Here is a 17,269-nt window from a genome sequence, read left to right as displayed (position 1 = left end):
AGACTCATGGCGAAGCATGTAAATCTCGAGCGCCGCAGGCAGGCGATCTATGGCTGGCTGCTGCTGTCGCCTGCCGCGGTCCTGCTGACCACTTTCGCTTTCTACCCATCGCTTGCGACGTTGTGGACGAGCCTGTTTAGCCGCGAGACACGGAGGCGTCCTTCGGAATTTGTCGGCGTGGAGAACTATAGTGACCTCTTCGCTGATCCGACTTTCTGGACCGTGGTGCAAAACAACCTGATCTACGCCGCAGCCACGATCCCAATTTCCATGGCCATAGCCTTGGCTATGGCGCTCTGGGCGAACTCCAAGATTCCTGCACGGGGCTTCGTGCGCACGGCTTACTTTACGCCAACCGTTCTGCCGATGATCGCGGCTGCGAACCTATGGCTCTTCTTCTACACACCCGGCCTCGGCGTTCTTGACCAGATTGGGTCTCTCTTTGGACTGCCCTCCGTGAACTGGCTCGGCCAGCCTGAGACAGCACTCTGGGCAGTTATCATTGTGACGATTTGGAAAGAGGCAGGCTTCTTCATGATCTTCTACCTCGCTGCGCTTCAGACCATCCCTGAGGACCTCAAGGAGGCTGCCGACATCGAGGGCGCCAGCCGCTGGACTTACACGCGGCGGATCGTGCTACCGCTACTAATGCCGACGACGCTATTCATACTCGTCAACGCTCTGATCAACTCGGTCAAGCTGATCGACCATCTCTTCATCCTGACGAAGGGTGGGCCGAACGATGCCTCCAAGCTGATCCTCTACTACATCTGGGAAATGGCGTTCGCGTTCTTCGACGCGCCCCAGGCGGCAGCGATGACGATTCTCGTGCTCGCGGTGCTTGGCATAGTGGCTGGCATCAAATTCACCATTCTTGACAAGCGGACACATTACCAATGAGCGTTCTTCTGCGCCATCTCGAGAGCTTCGGAGCGCTGTTACTGGCGGTAATCTGGATCTCGCCGCTGCTTTTCGCCTTCTGGGCTGCGTTTCACGCGACCACGGATGCGGTCAATTTCAACCTAACCGCGCCGTGGACGCTCGAAAACTTCCGCACGGCCTGGGACGGAGCGCCTTGGCTGCGTTACTTCCTCAACACCTTCATGCTGGTGACGGTCATTCTCATCGGCCAGTTCATCGTAACCACGTTGGCAGGTTTCGCCTTCGCGCAGGTGCGATTTCCTGGTCGCGATATTGTGTTCATCCTTGTTCTGATGCAGCTCTTCATCCTGCCCGAGGTGCTGATCGTCGAGAACTATGTGATGGTATCGCGCCTCGGGCTCTTCGACACGATCCTCGGCGTTGGCATGCCCTACATGGCGTCTGCTTTCGGCATCTTCCTAATGCGGCAAGCTTTTAAGGGCGTCCCGATCGAACTGCACGAGGCGGCTCGCATCGAGGGTTGCGGCTGGTTCGGCATTCTCTGGCGCGTCTACGTGCCGCTGGCGCGACCGACTTATCTCGCCTATGCGCTCGTGTCGGTGTCGACCCATTGGAATAACTTTCTCTGGCCGCTGATCGTTACCAATTCGCCGGACACCCGTCCGCTGACTGTCGGGCTGTCAATCTTCGGAGCGCCAGAAAATGGCGTTGATATCTCCATCATCTCGGCGGCAACGATGATGTCGGTCGCACCGTTGCTTGTCGCCTTCCTTGTTTTCCAGCGACAATTCGTGCAGGCCTTCCTGCGCGCAGGGATCAAGTAAAGCCGATGGCCCGGCTTCTGCACCTTTCGGATCTGCACGTGGTGGCCACCGGCACACGTGCGTCAGGAGTGCTGGATACCAATGCCTTGCTGCGCGCGGCCATCGACACGCTTTCCGAGCGGCTCACGTCGATCGGGCCTATCGACGCGGTGCTCGTGACCGGGGACATCAGCGACGATGGCTCGGCCGACAGTTACGCCGTCGCCAAGGCTCAGTTAGCGCGGCTGGGGCTGCCGGTGTTCGTCATTCCTGGCAACCACGACCGTCGTGCCGCTTTCCGCGAAGCCTTCGCCGATACTGTTCCGATGCCGGACGACGGCCCGCTCGACTGGGTAGTCGAAGTCCTTGGAACCCGGATAGTCGGGCTCGATACTCTGGTCGAAGGACAGGGCGGTGGGCGGCTACGGGCGCAATCGCTCAACCACTTGGCCGAAGCTCTTGACCAGTCGGAAGGCCGCCCCGTCGTGGTTGCCCTGCACCATCCACCGCTTCGAACTGGCATCCGCTTCATGGATGCCATCGGGCTCGAGGATGCCAAGGCGCTCGAGGGCATTCTGCGTCGCCATGACGGGCCGCTGCGCGTGCTGGCCGGCCATGTTCATGGAGTCTATCACGGCATGCTCGGTGGCCATCCGGTCGTCACCGCGCCGTCAACGTGCAGCGCGTTCGCATTGGACCAACGTGAGGAGGCCCCGGTTGGGTTCATGCTGGGACCGCTAGGCTTTGCTGTGCTCGACACTGCCCCGGGAGGGGTTTGGGCGGCTTGCTCGCTTGCGATGGGCGATGGCCCTTATGGGTTCTGACATGGACCAGACGGGCGCCCCGATTGTCTTCATTTTGAACATGGCCGCTTCGGCGGCGTTGCTGATCTGGGCCGTGCGGCTTGTGCGGACCGGGTTCGAGCGTGCCTTCGGCGGCCAGCTCAGGCTCTGGTTGCGTCGATCCACATCGAACCGCTTTGCCGCCGCGGCGACCGGGGCCGGGGCCGCGATCCTGATGCAAAGCTCGACAGCAGTGGCAGTCCTGATGGCTGGGTTTCTTTCGGCCGGCGCAATTGGAAGACTATCTGGGCTCGCGATCATTCTAGGGGCTGACCTAGGTTCGGCGATCGTTGCGTTGATCCTCAATTTCCAGATCGGGGCGTTTACGTCGCTGCTCCTACTGGCGGGTGTAATGATCTTCCTGCAAAGCTCTGCACGGCGAATCCGCCAGATCGGGCGCATCCTAATAGGATTGGCTCTGATCTTCCTGTCGCTCGACCTGATCCGGGATGCCAGTCAGCCCCTCATGCAGGGAGCCGGCGCGGACGCGATCATGCTTTACCTTGCCGGTGACCCAATAACAGCCTTTCTGTTGGCGGCTCTCTTCGCTTGGCTCGTCCACTCGAGCGTCGCCGCGATCCTGTTGTTCGCCACTCTTGCCGCACAAGGATTGATGCCAGTCGAAGCGGCCTTTGCCATGGTTCTTGGCGCCAACCTCGGCGGATCGATGATTGCCTTCTTCCTGACGCTGAAGTCCTCGGCCGTCGTGCGCCGCGTGGTTTGGACCAATCTCGCACTCCGAGGTGGAGGCGCGGCCCTGATGCTTTTCGTGCTTGTAAGCTATGGACTTCAGGCCAGCATGTTGGGGGACAATCCTGGCCAGCAGGCATTGAACCTGCACGTGTTGTTCAACGTCCTGCTGCTTGTCGCCTTCCTGCCGCTTGCAAAGGTTCTGACGGGGGTCGCAGACCGGATGATCCCTGAACCGACCAGATCCGAGCTAACGGGGACAAGACGCTCGGCGCTCGATCCAGAGATCCAGAACCAGCCGCGACTCGCGTTCGCCTGTGCGCTGAGGGAGTTGGTTGAGATGGGCAATCGGATCGAGGTCATGCTCCGCGATGCCATACCACTTTTCGAAAAATACGACGAGACGGTCGCAAAGAGACTGCGCCAAGAGATGCAGGGCATCGCGGCGACGTCGCTGGAAGTTCGGATCTACCTGTCGGGCGTGCATGGCACGGTTCCCAATCAAGACACCGGCGCCCGCAGCTTCGATCTTTCGGGTATCGCAGTGAATCTCGAGGCTGGGGCCGATATGATCGCCCGCAAGATGGTCGTGCTCGCTGAGAAGAAAGATGCGGCCAGTTTGAACTTTTCCCCAGAGGGCTGGAGCGAGCTGCGCGATTTCCATGACGTGGTCCTGCGCAATGTCCAGCACGGAATCTCGGTTCTGATGTCAGAGGATCTAGGGCTTGCGCGTGAACTGGTCGAGCAAAAGGAAAATGTCCGCGACCTCGAACAGAACCTCCAGCGAAAGCACCTGAAGAGGCTGCGAAAGGGCCTGACCGAGTCCTACGAAACCAGCGCCATCCACCTTGATCTGCTGCGCGCGCTCAAGGCGTTGAACACCTCGTTCGCAATGATTGCCTACCCGCTGCTTTCGGACACGGGCGAGTTGCGGCAAAGTCGTCTTTCAAGCTCTTGACCAGTCGTCTGTGCAAAGGCTTAGAAAGACGCAGTTGCGTTAGAATATTTTCATCGTTTGTCGCGGCATAACCGAACAGAGATTTCACTTAGGAAACAGCGCGAAACTGCTCAAAAAATCCGAATCCGCTCTCAGCAAAGCGGCGTAGAACAGCGTGATTTTGGATAATAAGCCCGGCGCGTTCGAGAGTGGACAGCGCCGGGAGGGGGCTTGTGGTGGCCCACAGGCTTATTAGTTCTTCAAATCGCATTTGGTTTTGAAGATCTTATGCAAACGGTCGAGTTTGGCTGGAGTGAAATTCGCATCTGGCTTTAACGCATTTCGGAATTCTGGCATGATCCGCCTTAACGTTTCGACGTCGGTCCTCAGCTGCTTTTTGACCATCAACCTCCGGACAAGTTGCAGAAGCACGATCCGTTCTTCCCGCGTAAGTTGCCGCGTGGCAGAGGTGCCGGTCTTCAAAGCTTTCTCAACGTGTGCTTTAAGTTGCCTGTTCGAAACCGCAGTGATTTCCATGCTAACTGAACCCACCTCGAGGTTAGTTTGCTCTATCGGCGCTGTGGAAATCGTTTCCGACCTTTCAGCCGACAGCGCATCTTCCCCGTCCATCTCCACCTCAGCGGCGATCAATTCATTTGCCGCCTTCTGAACAGGACGCAGGGCCTCCTTTGTCCAGGGTATTCTGACTTCACCGCGCACACTACGCAGGTTCTGGATACCGGCATTGTTCAGGGTATCGACCAGCTGCTGTCGGGTCATTTTTTCCGCACCGGGAGTGGCATTGATGAAGTCGGCGACTTCGCGAATACGCTGCTCCTTCCGCATAATGTTGGAGAAGGTTCCCTTCCTGCGAGCCTCTGCGCGGGCCGCTGACGACTTGTTCTTCTTCCTGGAGCCCGAGGCGTGCTGTTGGGTCGTTCTGGCTGCTCTGGCGACACTCTCGGCTTGTGCTCGTGCGATGTGGCCCGTAAGGACAGCCTTTGAAACCTTTCCCCGGTCTGCGGAATGGATGCTAAGCCCCTTCTGGTGGAGAAGGGTTAAGTCCTTCAGGCTGCGCGACAGCCGGTCTATGCGCGGCACAAGAAGTGGAACGCTGACGCGCAATGCTTCATCTATCGCAGCACGCAGACCGGGACGAGTGCTGGACCCGCTGTTGAACGCGCTTGCCGCATCCTCGAACACCCTGAGCAGCTCAGCACCTTTTGCCGAAGCATAGGCCTGGATTTGGTCGAGCTGACATTCAAGACTGTCGCCCTCTCGCTCCTGTTTCTTGGATGACACGCGAATATAACCCACGTATTCTTTGCAGCGACTGCGGACGGCGGCGATGGCTGGAGGCACGGCTTCTGAGCTGCATTTCTGCATCTGTCGATTCCTTATACAAGCTTATCTACTTGGGATACTGGGGGTGTTGATTTCTGCTGCAGGAAGCACAGGGCTGACCATCCGTCCACACGATGCGTGACCACAGTGATCAACACCCCCTTCTTAGATGGAAGGTCCAGGTTAGAACTCGATGATCTGACCATCAGCCGGTGAAGGCTTCAGCTTGCTTGCCAGCCTTTCGCAGTTGATATCATATCCAGTCTTTTTGGTGAGGCCCGCGATAAGACGCGCCGCCGTCTGTCTATCCCACCGGTCGCGTTCGCGCATCCGACCTCGCGTGAGTCCCATTGTAGCATCCAAGTCCCCAGCAGCCTGAACAAACACGAGGTCCTCACGCCGGCACCACTTTACAGGCACTGACTTGCCATCACACTTGACTGTGCATGCCCCACGAAAATTACTCGAAGAGTAGATTGCTTCGAAGCCTTCGTCGTGCAGGTAGTTGTAGGATACCGCCTTTGACTGGATCCATTTGCCATACCGCTCAAGCCGATCTCCAAGCTGACAGAATAGCTCAGTATCAGTGTCATCAGGGTCATCCATGAGATCTGAAAGATCAAAGGCGAAATCCACCCCGAAGTCCGAAAGTGCAAATGGAATCCAAGACATCTCTTCATCGCCATCTGGACCATTCATGAATTGAAGGAAGTTGATTTTCGCCTTGTTTTCTGTGACCGTCGTCATGATGCTTCTCCTTACGTTTGCATCGCTTGCGGCGTGGCATGAGTTTGTCGACCGGCCACGCCGCTCCTATGGGCCAAAGGCCCGGCTTCCCCTCCAGGACAGGAGAGATCGTTCCCAGACCCGATGGCCGGGTTGGGTGTTTCTATGGTTGACTGGTGCAGAACGACTGATCACTCGGATATCGAGTGGCTATGCCGCCTGCAGGTTCTGAGAAATTTTGGCTTGGTAGCCTAGACGCCCTTGGCCTCCCACTGCGGCAGGGACCGGCGAACGTTCTTTGACAGGGCGCCCTTGATCTTCTCGATATGCACAACCTGCTCCAGCACGGCTTTCCGCTCTTCCGGATCTGAAAGGTCAGCGGCCTCGATCTCTTTGAGCCGCTTGTCGAGTTCGGCGCGCTTATACTTGTTCACGATATGCGCAAGCTCTGTCGCCGCATCGATGAGGAGACCGATCATGATCTCGGCCCGCCCAATGGAACCCGCTGCGCCACCGAAGGCCTCGTCTCGGTCTTCATCAGTCGAAAAGCATTCCTCATAGGCGTAGGCTTTCGGACCGCGGTCGTCTTCGAACTCGGGTGGTTCAATGCCCGCCATTTCCAAAGGCAGCGTGACAGAACTCCAGTTTGCATCTGTCTCAAGGTGCACGTGGAACGGGACCTGAAGGTATTCGTAGGAGCTATCCGGCATGGCGCGGAGCTGCGCTTGTTCGCGCTCGATTTGCCTTTGCTTTCGTTCTTTTGCTGACAGGGCCATCGTATTGCTCTCCATTCGTGATATCTATCGTGAATATAGATTTCACGTTCACGACAGTCAAGGGAAATTTTGGCTTCTCGCTTCCTCGTCCTTGAGGACGCAACATAGGCAGGATTGATCCCCCAGCTTTGGTGGCGCCAGAAGGCATGGGGATCAAGCTCAGTCGGTTTTCCTAGGACTTCCATCTGGTCCTTGAAGGGATCCGCCCGCGAACCTCTGCGGCGCTGGCCATTCCTTCTTCGACGACATATTTGGTGTCGGAACACCCAGCCGGACAGAAGCACACTCTGAGGCGCAGTGAGGTAGGTTCAGATCTCACCCCAATACTGCGTCACAGGGCCAATGAAAACGAAACCCAATTTGGTCTCGCCGCAAAAGCAGTATTCCCTAGGCCACCAGTCGGGGAACCAATGAACGAACAACTCCGGTGCCTTCGCTGACGATAAGACCGGATCAACGACGCGAGTAATCTCGTCGCAGGTCGTGCGGTTCTACACCATCGTTCCAGAGTGTCCGCAAGATCGTGCTTGGCTTCGAACCCCATCTCTGTCGCGGCGGCGGCCAGGTCGGTTGGAGCTGGACGAAGATGCGGGAACCCGGCGAATCCGCTGGGCCGGTGATCGGGAACGTTCAGTGCGAATGCCCTGAAGCGGGACGCGACCTCTGCGACCACCGCGTCCAGCGTCCAGCCTTTGGGGTGGGCAATCGCGCAGCCCCCCTGCGCCGGATCGTCAGCGTCGACAGCCGCAATCATCGCCAGTCTGCAATCACGTGGATCAACGAATTCCTCGGTGCCATCCCACTGCAGGAACGGGTCATCGAGGACATGCTCGCCCCGCGTCTTTGCAGCCGAGATTAGTCGCGACATCAGCCGCCCGGGAACGCTTGTAGGAGCATCCGCATCGCCGCCGACGACGGCTGCAACCGCAAGGAGACGATGGAGAGCCCGTAAAGGTCGCGCCACAAGAGAGCGAGATGCTCGCAGCTTTGCTTGGTCAGCGCATACAGGCTGCCGGGGCGGTGACTGACCACGCCGAGGGCCGCATCCTCTAGGATCGGGTCGGAGCCTAGCACGGGGAATCCAGCATACACCACCGTCGCGGAACTGGCCCGAACAAAGCGCCGAACGCCTGCCTCGCACGCCGCGTCCAGTAGGCGCGCAGTCCCAAGGATGTTGACCTCTAGGCCGCGCAGGGGGTCGGAGCGCAGGCCAGTCGAGAGCATCGCAGCGGTATGAATAACCCCGTCCACATCCTGCAGCAGCTCCTGCAACGGGGCGCGCTTGATTTCCCCCTAGATATAGACGACGCCCGTAGGGGCCAGCACTTCTGGCATAGGTGGCTAGATGTCGATCAGCGAGCAGGTCTGTCCGCGCGTCTACAGAAGTTGGGCGCATTGCAGGCCTATCAGGCCCGGACCGGTGATCAAGATCTTGCTCAGATGCCTAACCCTCCTAGGGATTTGCCACCGTCCACGAATAGAGTCTGGCCAGTCACAAATGCCGCGCCGTCGCTGGCCAGCCAGACCACAGCTGACGCGATTTCCGAAGGATCTGCGGCACGCCCCGAGGGCTCCAGCTTGCTCCATGCTTCGAACATCTCGGTCGGGGCCGAGCGGGTCATGGGTGTGTCTGTAAAACCGGGAGCGACCGAGTTGATAGTGATGCCTGTGCCTCGCGTCTCCATCGCCAGAGAGCGGGTCAGGCCAATAACTGCGGCCTTTGAGGCGGAATAGTGGGCAAATCGCGTTCCTCCAAGTGCCCCACGCGAGGAGATGGTTACAACCCGCCCGCCTGGCCCCATCCGTGAAAGCCCCTCCTGAACAGCGATGAATGTGCCAATCAGATTGACCTCCATCATCTTGCGAAAGTCATCCTCCGTTAGATCGGGAAGGGCGCGATCCCAGTAGACACCTGCAGCGGTGACGACCGTATCGATGCGGGCCTCGGCGTTCATTGCCGTGCGGATCTGGTCGCGATCCGTGGTATCTGCCACGTATCCCACAGCATCGAGTCCCTCGCTTCTTAGCCTCGCTGCCGCGTCTGCTACGGTGTCGGGGTTCAGGTCCAGCAGGACGACGCGATGACCGGCGTCACCCAGGGCCTGCGCAATGGAAAAGCCAATTCCCTGACCAGCGCCCGTGATCAACGCTGTCTTTTTCTCAGCCATGGTTCAATCCCCCATAAGTTCTGAAACCACATGGGCTACGGTGCCCTGGAACGGTGCCATGCCTACCTTGATCCGATCCCGCACCGCCATGCGCACGGGGCTGGCCAGCGCGGCGTCCATCTCGGCGAGGCTGTCGAAGAGCAGATCGAACTGCATGTAGACCGGAGGGGCGCCGTTGTCGGCGGTGACGAGCTTGCGCAGCGTGACATCGCGGATGCCGGGATAGGTGCCGATTTCCGGCACCACCACATCGCGCATGTAGGCATCGAAACCGGCTTGATCCTCGGGCAGCACGGAGCCGATCAGCAAGGCGGAACGGATGATCATTCGGCGCGTCCTTCGTGGCTGGCGGGGGTCAGCAGGCGCGCAACTGCCTGTTCGGTCTTGTCCAGATGCGCATTCATCAACGCCAGCGCGGCCGGGGTGTCGCGGTTCAGCACTGTTTCCATGATTGCGCGGTGTTCCGCATTCACGTCGCGCACATCGGCGGCGATGGTCCTGTAGTTCAGCAGGCGCAGCTTGCGGTAGCGCTCGGAATGGTCGGCAAGGACGTTCCAGATACGCAGCAGCCAGTCAGAGCCCGCAGCCGCCACCAACGCATGGTGGAACTGGCGGTGGAGCACTTCCCACCTTGAGGCAGTGTCCCGGTCTTCGGGGGACTCGGGCAAGGGCGCCTTCGACAGCAGATGCATGGCGCGCAGGATCTCGCCTTCCCAGGCGGTGTCGCCAAGCGCGATGGCCTTGGTCAGACACAGGGACTCGACCTCGCGCCGGGTCTGCATCAGGTCGTGCAGCTCCGCCAGAGTCGTGTCGCGCACGCGCGCGCCGCGGTTGACCTCGTTGGTCACCATACCCTCGCTGCTGAGCCGCATCAGCGCCTCACGGATGGGAGTGAGGCCAAGGCTGTAGCGGGCGCGCAGATCGGCCGCGCGCAGGCGTTCGCCGGGCAGAAGGTCACCATGCAATATCTCGTGCCGAAGCACGTCATAGGCCGTTGCCGGCTGCTCTTCGGTCTGGGTCATTTTTTGTATTGACTCACATATTTTATAAAATCTAGCATATATCACAGAAATTTACCCGTCAAGCCTCGGGTCGTCATGAAGAAGTGAGTTCGCTGATGAGCAATCACATGCCGCCATACGCGCCCTGGGCGCTTGCCAATGTTGCATCTCCAGACGGGCCGCTACCCTGCCTTGAAGTGGACGGAGGGCTTTATGCACTGGCACCATCGCTGGCGCGCGTCGGCTGGATGGGTCGCGCCACAGGCACGGATCTGTTCGCCGACTGGCCCACGGCCGAGGCCGCCCTGACGGCCGCCGCGTCGCAGGTTTCGCAGGACGATCTTGTCGACCCCGCGCCGCGCCGGCTGGCGCCAGTGCTCTATCCGGGCAAGGTGCTCTGTGCCGGGGCGAACTACTATCGTCACATGGCCGAGATGGGTGTGCCGGTTGAGGACAAGTCCACGCAGCGGCTCTTTTTCTTCTTCAAGCCGCCCCGCAATGCGGTGGTTGGCGAGGGCCCCACGGTGCACATGCCGCTCGACACCGAGGCCTTCGACTGGGAGGTCGAGCTCGCCGTCGTCATCGGCAAGCCCTGTCGGGCTGTCAGCCCCGAGGAGGCGCTCGACCATATCGCGGGCTACACGGTTGCGGTCGATTTCTGTGCCCGCGACCTGAACAAGGCGCTCGACCAGTTCTACAAGCTCGACTGGGTTGCCGGGAAGGCGCAGGAAAGCTGCTGCCCGCTCGGGCCCCGCTTCGTGCCCGCTTCGGCTTTTCCCGATCCGCAGGCAATCCGCCTCGGCCTGCGCGTGAACGGCGTCGACAAGCAGGACGACACCACCGGTGACATGATCTTCCCGATCGCCGAGCAGCTGGCCACGCTGTCGCGGATCATGACGCTCGATCCCGGCGATGTGGTGCTGACTGGCACCCCGGCGGGCGTCGGAACCGCGCGGCAGACCTTCCTGTCCGTCGGTGACCGCGTCGATGCATGGGTCGAGGGGATCGGCACCCTGACCACCGTCATTCAACCCCCGAAAACCAGTGCCGGATGAACGGCCGCAATTCCAACAAGGAGACCGCCACATGACACTTCCCAGACTCACCCGGCGCGCACTGGTCGCCGCCACGGCCATGGCCATGGGCCTTGCCGCGCTGCCTGCACTTGCGCAGGAACACACGGTGCGCTTCTCGACCGCCGGTCCGGCGGGCGACTTCCTCTATCGCGGGATGGAACTGTTCGCCCAGACCGTTGCCGAGGCCAATGTCGGCGTCACCGTCGAAACCTACCCGGCCTCGTCCCTGTTCCGGCAGGGCACGGAAGTGCCCGCGATCCAGCGTGGCAACCTGGAAATGAGCACGATGGCGGTGCCCGAGATCGCCGCGCAGATCCCCGAATGGGGCTTCCTCAGCCGCGCCTTCCTGTTTCGCGACTATGATCACATGATGGAGGTGATGTCCGGCCCGATCGGCGAGCAGATGTTCGAAGACGTGGCCGAGCAGATGGATATCCGCATCCTCGCCGTTGCCTATCTCGGCACAAGGCAGGTTGCCCTGCGCGAGGCGCGCGACGTCACCACGCCCGAGGACCTGAATGGCCTGCGCCTGCGGATGCCCGGCTCGCCCGAGTGGCTGCTTCTGGGCGAGTCCCTCGGCGTCGAGCCGACCCCGATGGCCATGCCCGAGGTCTATGTGGCGCTGCAGACCGGCGCGATTGACGGGCAGGAAAACCCGATGACCATCTTCAACGCCGCCCGCTTCTACGAAGTCAGCGAGCAGGTGATCCTGACCTCGCACATGGTGCAGCCGGTGTTCTACGCCATCTCGCGGCCCTTCTTCGATGCCCTGTCGCCGGACCAGCAGCAGACCCTGCGCGATGCAGCCCAGGCTGGCGCGGCATGGAACAACGAACATCGCTACGCGGACGAACAATCCGTCGCCGACCGGCTGGTCAGCGAACATGGCGTTCGGATCGACGCCGTGGACCTTGCGCCGTTCTACGCCAATGCCGACCGGGTCTATGCCGAGGCGGATATGGTGCAGGAATGGAATGTCGAGCTGATGCACCAGATCATGGGCGACTGACCCGCCGATGACCCGGATCCTCCCGATGCTCTTAACGGGCACCCGAGTCGTCCGCCGCCTTTCCGAGGCGGCGGCGACGCTCTGTTTCGCGGGTCTGGCCGGGCTGTTGGCCTACACGGTCTGGCAGCGCTACGTGATGGGAACGCCGTCGCGCTGGTCGGATGAATTCGCGATGGTCCTCTTCCTGTGGATCATCTTCGGCGCCGCGGCGCTGGTCGTGCCCTATCGTGACCAGATCGCCGTGGGTCTGGTGGCCGACAACCTGCCGCCCCCCCTGCGCCGCTGGGTCGAGGTGTTGGGCGCGGGCTGTGCCGGGGCGATCCTGCTGGCAACCTTGCCCGTCACGCTGGATTACATTGCCTTTCTCTGGCGCGAGCGGACCCCGGCGATGCGGCTGCGCCTGAACCATGTCTACCTGATCTTCGGCGTCTTTCAGGGCCTGGTCGGACTGAGCCTGATCCTGCGGGCCGCCATAACCCTTGCCGGCCGCCCGGTGCCCTTCGACGAGATGCCGCCCCCCGATACCGAGGACGCACCGGAATGAGCCTAGCCTTCGCCGCCCTTCTGATTGTTCTCGTTGGCCTCGTGCTGCTGCGGGTGCCGATCCCCTTCGCCATGATCTGCGCGGGGTTTGCCTATCTCTGGATGGGCGATCACGACATGGGGCTGGTGGTCGACCAGATCATGAACAGCATGTTCAGCTCCTACGTTCTGCTCGCCGTGCCGATGTTCATTCTCGCGGCCAACATGATGAACGCGGGCACGATCTCGGAACGGCTCTGGCGGGCCGCCGATGCGATGGTGGGGCGCGCTCAGGGCGGGCTGGGTCATGTCAACGTGCTGGTCAGCATCGTCTTCTCGTCGATGTCGGGCAGTGCCGTTGCCGATGCGGCGGGGCCGGGCATGATGTCGATCCGCATGATGCAGAAGGTGGGGGGCTATCCAGGCGGGCTGGCCGTTGCCGTCACGGCGGCCTCGGCGGTGATCGCGCCGATCATCCCACCGTCGATTCCCATGGTGCTGTATGCCCTGAACGCCAACACCTCGGTCGGGGCGCTGTTCCTGGGCGGAATCGTGCCGGGGCTGATGATGGGGCTGGCGCTGATGGCGACCATCGCGATCATTGCCCCACGAATGAACCTGCCCGCCTCGGACCCGATGACCCGCGCCGACGTGCTGCGCGCCCTGGGCGGGGCGATCCTGCCGATGACGCTGCCCGTCGTTCTATTGGGGGGCATCTGGTCGGGCATATTCACGCCCACGGAAGCGGCGGCCGTCGGCGCGATCTGGGCCTTCCTGCTGTCGGCTGTGGTTTACCGCGCGCTCGATCTGCGCGGGCTGTGGTCTGTGCTGCGCCTGTCGATGCAGAATGCCACGGTCGTGATGTTGCTGATCGCCGGGGCCTTCCTGATCAACTATGCCGTCACCGCCGAGCGGCTGGACCGGACGCTGGCCGACATGATCCTGTCGCGCGAGCTGTCACCGTGGATGTTCCTCCTGCTCATCAACCTCGTGTTCCTCGCCCTTGGCTGCCTGATCGACACCGGCACGCTGATCCTTGTCTTCGTGCCCCTGCTGATGCCCACGGTTGCCGCGCTCGAGATAGATCCGGTTCATTTCGGAGTGCTGATCACAGTCAACATCATGATCGGGCTGGTGACCCCGCCCTTCGGCCTGCTGCTCTTTGTGCTGGGCGGGCTGTCGAAGGTGGGTATGGGCGAAACCGTCCGCTACCTCTGGCCGTTCCTGATTGCCCTCGTGCTTTGCCTAGGAGTCATCACCTACGTTCCCTGGGTCGTTCTGGCGCTGCCGAGAGCATTCGGGTTCTAGATATGGCTCAACTCAGATGACAGGAAGCGTGTCGCCCTGATCGCTTGTAACCCGACGTGCCAAACGCGGAACCAGTTTGTCCCCAGCACCCCGACCGCAATCTAGCCTAAGGACCGCGTCAAGTTGGTCCGGAAGCGCGGGTTCTCGTGAAGCGCCTCTGTGGCCAGTCTTCCTGCGTATAGCCATAAACTTAGGAACTTGACCGCCAAGTCGACAAAGTATGCTTGCAGACTGCGTAGTGCACTTGATCGCGTGGACCTCCGATACGGGCAGAATTGATCCCCCACCCTCGGTGGCACCAGAACGCATAGGGATCAGGATCAGTCGGTTTTCCTAGGACTTCCATCTGGTCCTTGAAGGGATCCGCCCGCGAAACTGTGCGGCGCTGGCCATTTCTCCTACACCGCGCGCCTCAAGACCAAAGGACGAAAGCAATGCAGTGGTGTTTTGCAGCTACGCGCTGGAGGTCACGCGTGTTTCCAGTGCAACGATGATCTCCGACATGGGGACCCCGAGCCCATCGCTGAGCGCCGCCAGGGCGGACAGGGATGGCTGACGTTTTCCAGTTTCGAGCAGGGATATGAACCGGGCGGAAACGTCGGCCCGCTCGGCAAGCTGCTCCTGAGTCAGCCCCGCACGCTCACGGAAGTCCCTCAATACCGCTGCAAAGGCGATGACCAGCTGTTCATTGCTCCGATCCATGCGGATACGCATTCCGCAGGGATTGACATGGCGCCACGAACAGTTGTTCTAGTTTGTCCGGAAACGCGGTTCAGAGACGTGGCTGATCACCATGTCAGTCACTCAAACGCTCTGAATCTTAAGAAATCGTTAACTACGGCCTGGTTAGTCAGAGAGGCATCACGCCAGGCACAGCTCCTTTCCATGCGGCGCGGGCGAGAATTTCAGAGGTGACATGAGCTATTCAACCACGACGATCGGTTCGCTTCTCAACGACGTGAACCAACACTATTTCCTACCGGCCATTCAGCGGCCCTATGTCTGGACCTCCGATCAGGTCATCGCCCTGTTCGACTCGCTGCTCAAAGGATACCCGATCAGTTCCTTCATGTTCTGGGCGGTGGATGAGGCGACGAAGAACGAGGTCAAGATCTACAGGTTTATCGAGAACTACCGGGCCGATGCGCGCAACGAGGCCACACGGCCGGCCGGTCAGAACGTGACACTTGTGCTTGATGGCCAGCAGCGTCTGACTTCGCTTCTGATCGGTCTCAAGGGCACCTATTCCGAGAAACTGAAGCACGCGCGCCGCGACAACCCTGATGCCTGGTCGGAAAAGTCGCTATACCTCGACATTCTGAAAGATCCGGACGACGTCGAAGGCGAGGAGGATGTCAGCCTTGGCGTCACCTATGGCCTGAAGTTCCTGGCGACCCCGCCGCGCAACAATCACCGGCATCATTGGATCAGGCTGGGCATCATGCTCGACTATCAGGATACGGACCGGTTCGAGCTGTTCCTTGAGCGCACTCTTTCCGAAATCCATCACGGTGTGCCGCCCTACGAGCGAGAGATCGCCGAAACGACCTTGCGCAAGCTCCATGCCGTCATCTGGCAGGAAGACACCGTGAACTACTACACCGAGCGGGATCAGTCTTCAGACCGGGTGCTGGAAATCTTCGTCAGGGCCAATGACGGTGGCGTGAAGCTGTCGAAATCCGACCTGCTGATGTCCATGGTCACTTCGAAATGGTCCTCCGGCACGGCACGTGAGGACATCCTCGGGTTCATCGATTTCATCAACAAGGGGCTCTCGGCACCCAACAAGATCCAGAAAGATTTCGTGCTCAAGGCCTGCCTTGTGCTCGGAGAGTTCGACGTGACCTACAACGTGTCGAACTTCACGAACCAGGCTATCGCTCGGATCGAGGCGATCTGGCCCAGCATCAAGACCGCCATAGAGCGGACGTTTCGATTGCTCAACCGCTTCGGAATCACCGAGCAGAACCTGACATCGCTCAATGCCGTTCTGCCGATCGCCTACTACCTCTACAAGACCCCGGAGTTCACCTTTCTTGGGTCAAGCGAGTTCGAAACCCTCAACGCTGCGGCGATCCGGCGGTGGCTGATCAACAGTCTGCTGATCGGGGCCTTCGCGGGGGCTTCGGACCGGACGATTGCCCTTGCGCGGCATGCCATCCAACAAGAGCTAGAGACCTCGAGAAACTTCCCGATTGACCGCCTGTTCAAGGCTCTGGCCACCTATGGCCGCCTGTCGCGCCTGGATGAGCGGGCGATCGAGGAGGTTCTCGATCTGAAATATGGCAAACCGAAAACCTTCCTTGCTCTTTCTCTTCTTTATGACGATGTCGCTTGGTCGGACATGGCCGTGCATGTCGACCACATCATTCCGGAAGCGGAAGCCAAGCGTCGGGTTCTTATGGCCCAGAACCTGCCCGAGCATCGAATTCGCGAGATCACGGATAGTGTGAACCGGCTCGGCAATCTTCAGTTCCTTCCGGGAAACGAAAACATCGAAAAGAGCGACATCCCCTTTGCGTCCTGGATCACCGGGCGCAATCGTGATTATCTGGAACGGCACATGATCCCTGACCGACCTGACCTATGGATGCCAGCGCAATTGCCCGAGTTCGTGCGTGAACGGGAAAAACTCATCCGGCAACGCTTGTTGAACCTGTCACCGCCCGCTTCAGAATGACCGACACGCCCCTGAAGAGAGAGGACCTCAAGCGCGCCTGCCTCAACCGGCTCGAGGAGATCGCGATGGAGCATCCCCTGGGGCACCAGGGCAAGCTGGCGGCGCGGTATCTCCTGAGGCGGCTCGATGGGGACGTTATCGAGATCATGTTCGAAAAAGGCCCACGGAGTCCCGCCAATCTCTGGGTGGGTGAACGCTTCATGAGAAGCCTTGTCGACGGACCCATTCCGTTCCGACTCTCACCTGCCCGAACGCTGTTCGCGGCCAGGACATCAGACGGGCGAACACTCTACGGCCGCCATTCCGCATTGCGCCCCATGCGCCAGCTGGGGACAGCGGACCTGGTCTGTTTCGCGCTTCGCTCGCTTGCGGATCTTGAACTTGTTCTGCAAGCCTTGATTGGTGAGGTTGTCGATCCTGATTGTTCCGGGAGAACCGACAGATCGAACCACAAGCCGTGAGGTAGGCAGCATTCGGAACTCACCGCGGCAGTCCACCGAAGAGC

18 protein-coding genes are annotated in these 17,269 nt (G+C 60.2%); 10 read left to right on the top strand and 8 right to left on the bottom strand.

Annotated elements, in window-relative coordinates; genetic code table 11:
* Window positions 1–6 precede the first annotated feature (6 nt).
* From EP237_RS11710 to EP237_RS11695, 4 genes are read left to right on the top strand one after another with little or no spacing between them, the layout of a single operon-like run.
* Window positions 7–900 (top strand): carbohydrate ABC transporter permease, encoded by an 894-nt coding sequence (locus tag EP237_RS11710; RefSeq protein WP_127561086.1) that lies wholly within the window; start codon window positions 7–9, stop codon window positions 898–900.
* Window positions 897–1,706: a carbohydrate ABC transporter permease gene (locus EP237_RS11705; RefSeq protein WP_127561085.1), complete on the top strand. Its 810-nt coding sequence runs from the start codon at window positions 897–899 to the stop codon at window positions 1,704–1,706. The genes EP237_RS11710 and EP237_RS11705 overlap by 4 nt, the downstream gene beginning before the upstream one ends.
* 5 nt (window positions 1,707–1,711) lie before the next feature.
* Window positions 1,712–2,509, top strand: coding sequence for a phosphodiesterase (locus EP237_RS11700; protein ID WP_127561084.1), 798 nt, complete (start codon window positions 1,712–1,714; stop codon window positions 2,507–2,509).
* A 1-nt stretch (window position 2,510) separates the two neighbouring features.
* A complete protein-coding gene (locus EP237_RS11695) occupies window positions 2,511–4,175 on the top strand; it encodes a Na/Pi cotransporter family protein (protein ID WP_127561083.1) in 1,665 nt (554 codons plus the stop codon).
* Between the two features lie 231 nt (window positions 4,176–4,406).
* On the opposite strand, the gene EP237_RS11690 is transcribed toward EP237_RS11695, so the two are convergent.
* The 7 genes from EP237_RS11690 to EP237_RS11655 form a co-directional block, all read right to left on the bottom strand.
* The gene (locus EP237_RS11690) at window positions 4,407–5,540 is read right to left on the bottom strand and encodes a recombinase family protein (protein ID WP_127561082.1); all 1,134 of its coding nucleotides are present in this window, start codon (window positions 5,538–5,540) and stop codon (window positions 4,407–4,409) included.
* A gap of 141 nt (window positions 5,541–5,681) precedes the next feature.
* Window positions 5,682–6,245, bottom strand: coding sequence for a hypothetical protein (locus EP237_RS11685; RefSeq protein ID WP_127561081.1), 564 nt, complete (start codon window positions 6,243–6,245; stop codon window positions 5,682–5,684).
* Between the two features lie 230 nt (window positions 6,246–6,475).
* Entirely contained in the window at window positions 6,476–7,015 is a 540-nt protein-coding gene (locus EP237_RS11680) for a hypothetical protein (protein WP_164744690.1), read from the bottom strand.
* An 852-nt stretch (window positions 7,016–7,867) separates the two neighbouring features.
* Window positions 7,868–8,272: an SDR family oxidoreductase gene (locus EP237_RS11670; protein ID WP_164744689.1), complete on the bottom strand. Its 405-nt coding sequence runs from the start codon at window positions 8,270–8,272 to the stop codon at window positions 7,868–7,870.
* Window positions 8,273–8,436: 164 nt separating this feature from the next.
* Window positions 8,437–9,168, bottom strand: coding sequence for an SDR family NAD(P)-dependent oxidoreductase (locus EP237_RS11665; RefSeq protein ID WP_127561077.1), 732 nt, complete (start codon window positions 9,166–9,168; stop codon window positions 8,437–8,439).
* Window positions 9,169–9,171: 3 nt separating this feature from the next.
* The gene (locus EP237_RS11660) at window positions 9,172–9,495 is read right to left on the bottom strand and encodes an EthD family reductase (RefSeq protein ID WP_127561076.1); all 324 of its coding nucleotides are present in this window, start codon (window positions 9,493–9,495) and stop codon (window positions 9,172–9,174) included.
* Window positions 9,492–10,190 carry a GntR family transcriptional regulator gene (locus tag EP237_RS11655; protein WP_127561075.1) on the bottom strand — a complete coding sequence of 233 codons (699 nt, stop codon included), beginning with the start codon at window positions 10,188–10,190 and terminating at the stop codon, window positions 9,492–9,494. Before EP237_RS11655 ends, EP237_RS11660 begins: the two co-directional genes overlap by 4 nt.
* A gap of 95 nt (window positions 10,191–10,285) precedes the next feature.
* Here EP237_RS11655 and EP237_RS11650 point away from each other — a divergent pair, with 95 nt between their 5' ends.
* Genes EP237_RS11650 through EP237_RS11635 form a run of 4 tightly spaced genes read left to right on the top strand, consistent with a single transcriptional unit; the run spans window position 10,286 to window position 14,084 of the window.
* A complete protein-coding gene (locus EP237_RS11650; protein WP_206052287.1) occupies window positions 10,286–11,224 on the top strand; it encodes a fumarylacetoacetate hydrolase family protein in 939 nt (312 codons plus the stop codon).
* A 31-nt stretch (window positions 11,225–11,255) separates the two neighbouring features.
* On the top strand, window positions 11,256–12,254 hold the full coding sequence (locus EP237_RS11645) for a DctP family TRAP transporter solute-binding subunit (protein WP_127561074.1): 999 nt from the start codon (window positions 11,256–11,258) through the stop codon (window positions 12,252–12,254).
* A 7-nt stretch (window positions 12,255–12,261) separates the two neighbouring features.
* A complete protein-coding gene (locus tag EP237_RS11640; protein WP_127561073.1) occupies window positions 12,262–12,798 on the top strand; it encodes a TRAP transporter small permease in 537 nt (178 codons plus the stop codon).
* The gene (locus EP237_RS11635; protein WP_127561072.1) at window positions 12,795–14,084 is read left to right on the top strand and encodes a TRAP transporter large permease; all 1,290 of its coding nucleotides are present in this window, start codon (window positions 12,795–12,797) and stop codon (window positions 14,082–14,084) included. Before EP237_RS11640 ends, EP237_RS11635 begins: the two co-directional genes overlap by 4 nt.
* Window positions 14,085–14,537: 453 nt before the next feature.
* On the opposite strand, the gene EP237_RS11630 is transcribed toward EP237_RS11635, so the two are convergent.
* Window positions 14,538–14,798, bottom strand: coding sequence for a helix-turn-helix domain-containing protein (locus EP237_RS11630; RefSeq protein WP_127561071.1), 261 nt, complete (start codon window positions 14,796–14,798; stop codon window positions 14,538–14,540).
* A gap of 202 nt (window positions 14,799–15,000) precedes the next feature.
* Here EP237_RS11630 and EP237_RS11625 point away from each other — a divergent pair, with 202 nt between their 5' ends.
* Window positions 15,001–16,764, top strand: coding sequence for a DUF262 domain-containing protein (locus tag EP237_RS11625; RefSeq protein WP_127561070.1), 1,764 nt, complete (start codon window positions 15,001–15,003; stop codon window positions 16,762–16,764).
* On the top strand, window positions 16,761–17,225 hold the full coding sequence (locus EP237_RS11620; RefSeq protein WP_240661612.1) for a hypothetical protein: 465 nt from the start codon (window positions 16,761–16,763) through the stop codon (window positions 17,223–17,225). Before EP237_RS11625 ends, EP237_RS11620 begins: the two co-directional genes overlap by 4 nt.
* The last annotated feature ends 44 nt before the right edge of the window (window positions 17,226–17,269 follow it).

The sequence above is a fragment of the Nioella ostreopsis genome (assembly GCF_004000255.1).
Lineage (GTDB): Bacteria > Pseudomonadota > Alphaproteobacteria > Rhodobacterales > Rhodobacteraceae > Nioella > Nioella ostreopsis.
Note: the sequence above shows the minus strand (reverse complement) of the source record. Positions and strands in the feature narration are given on the sequence as shown.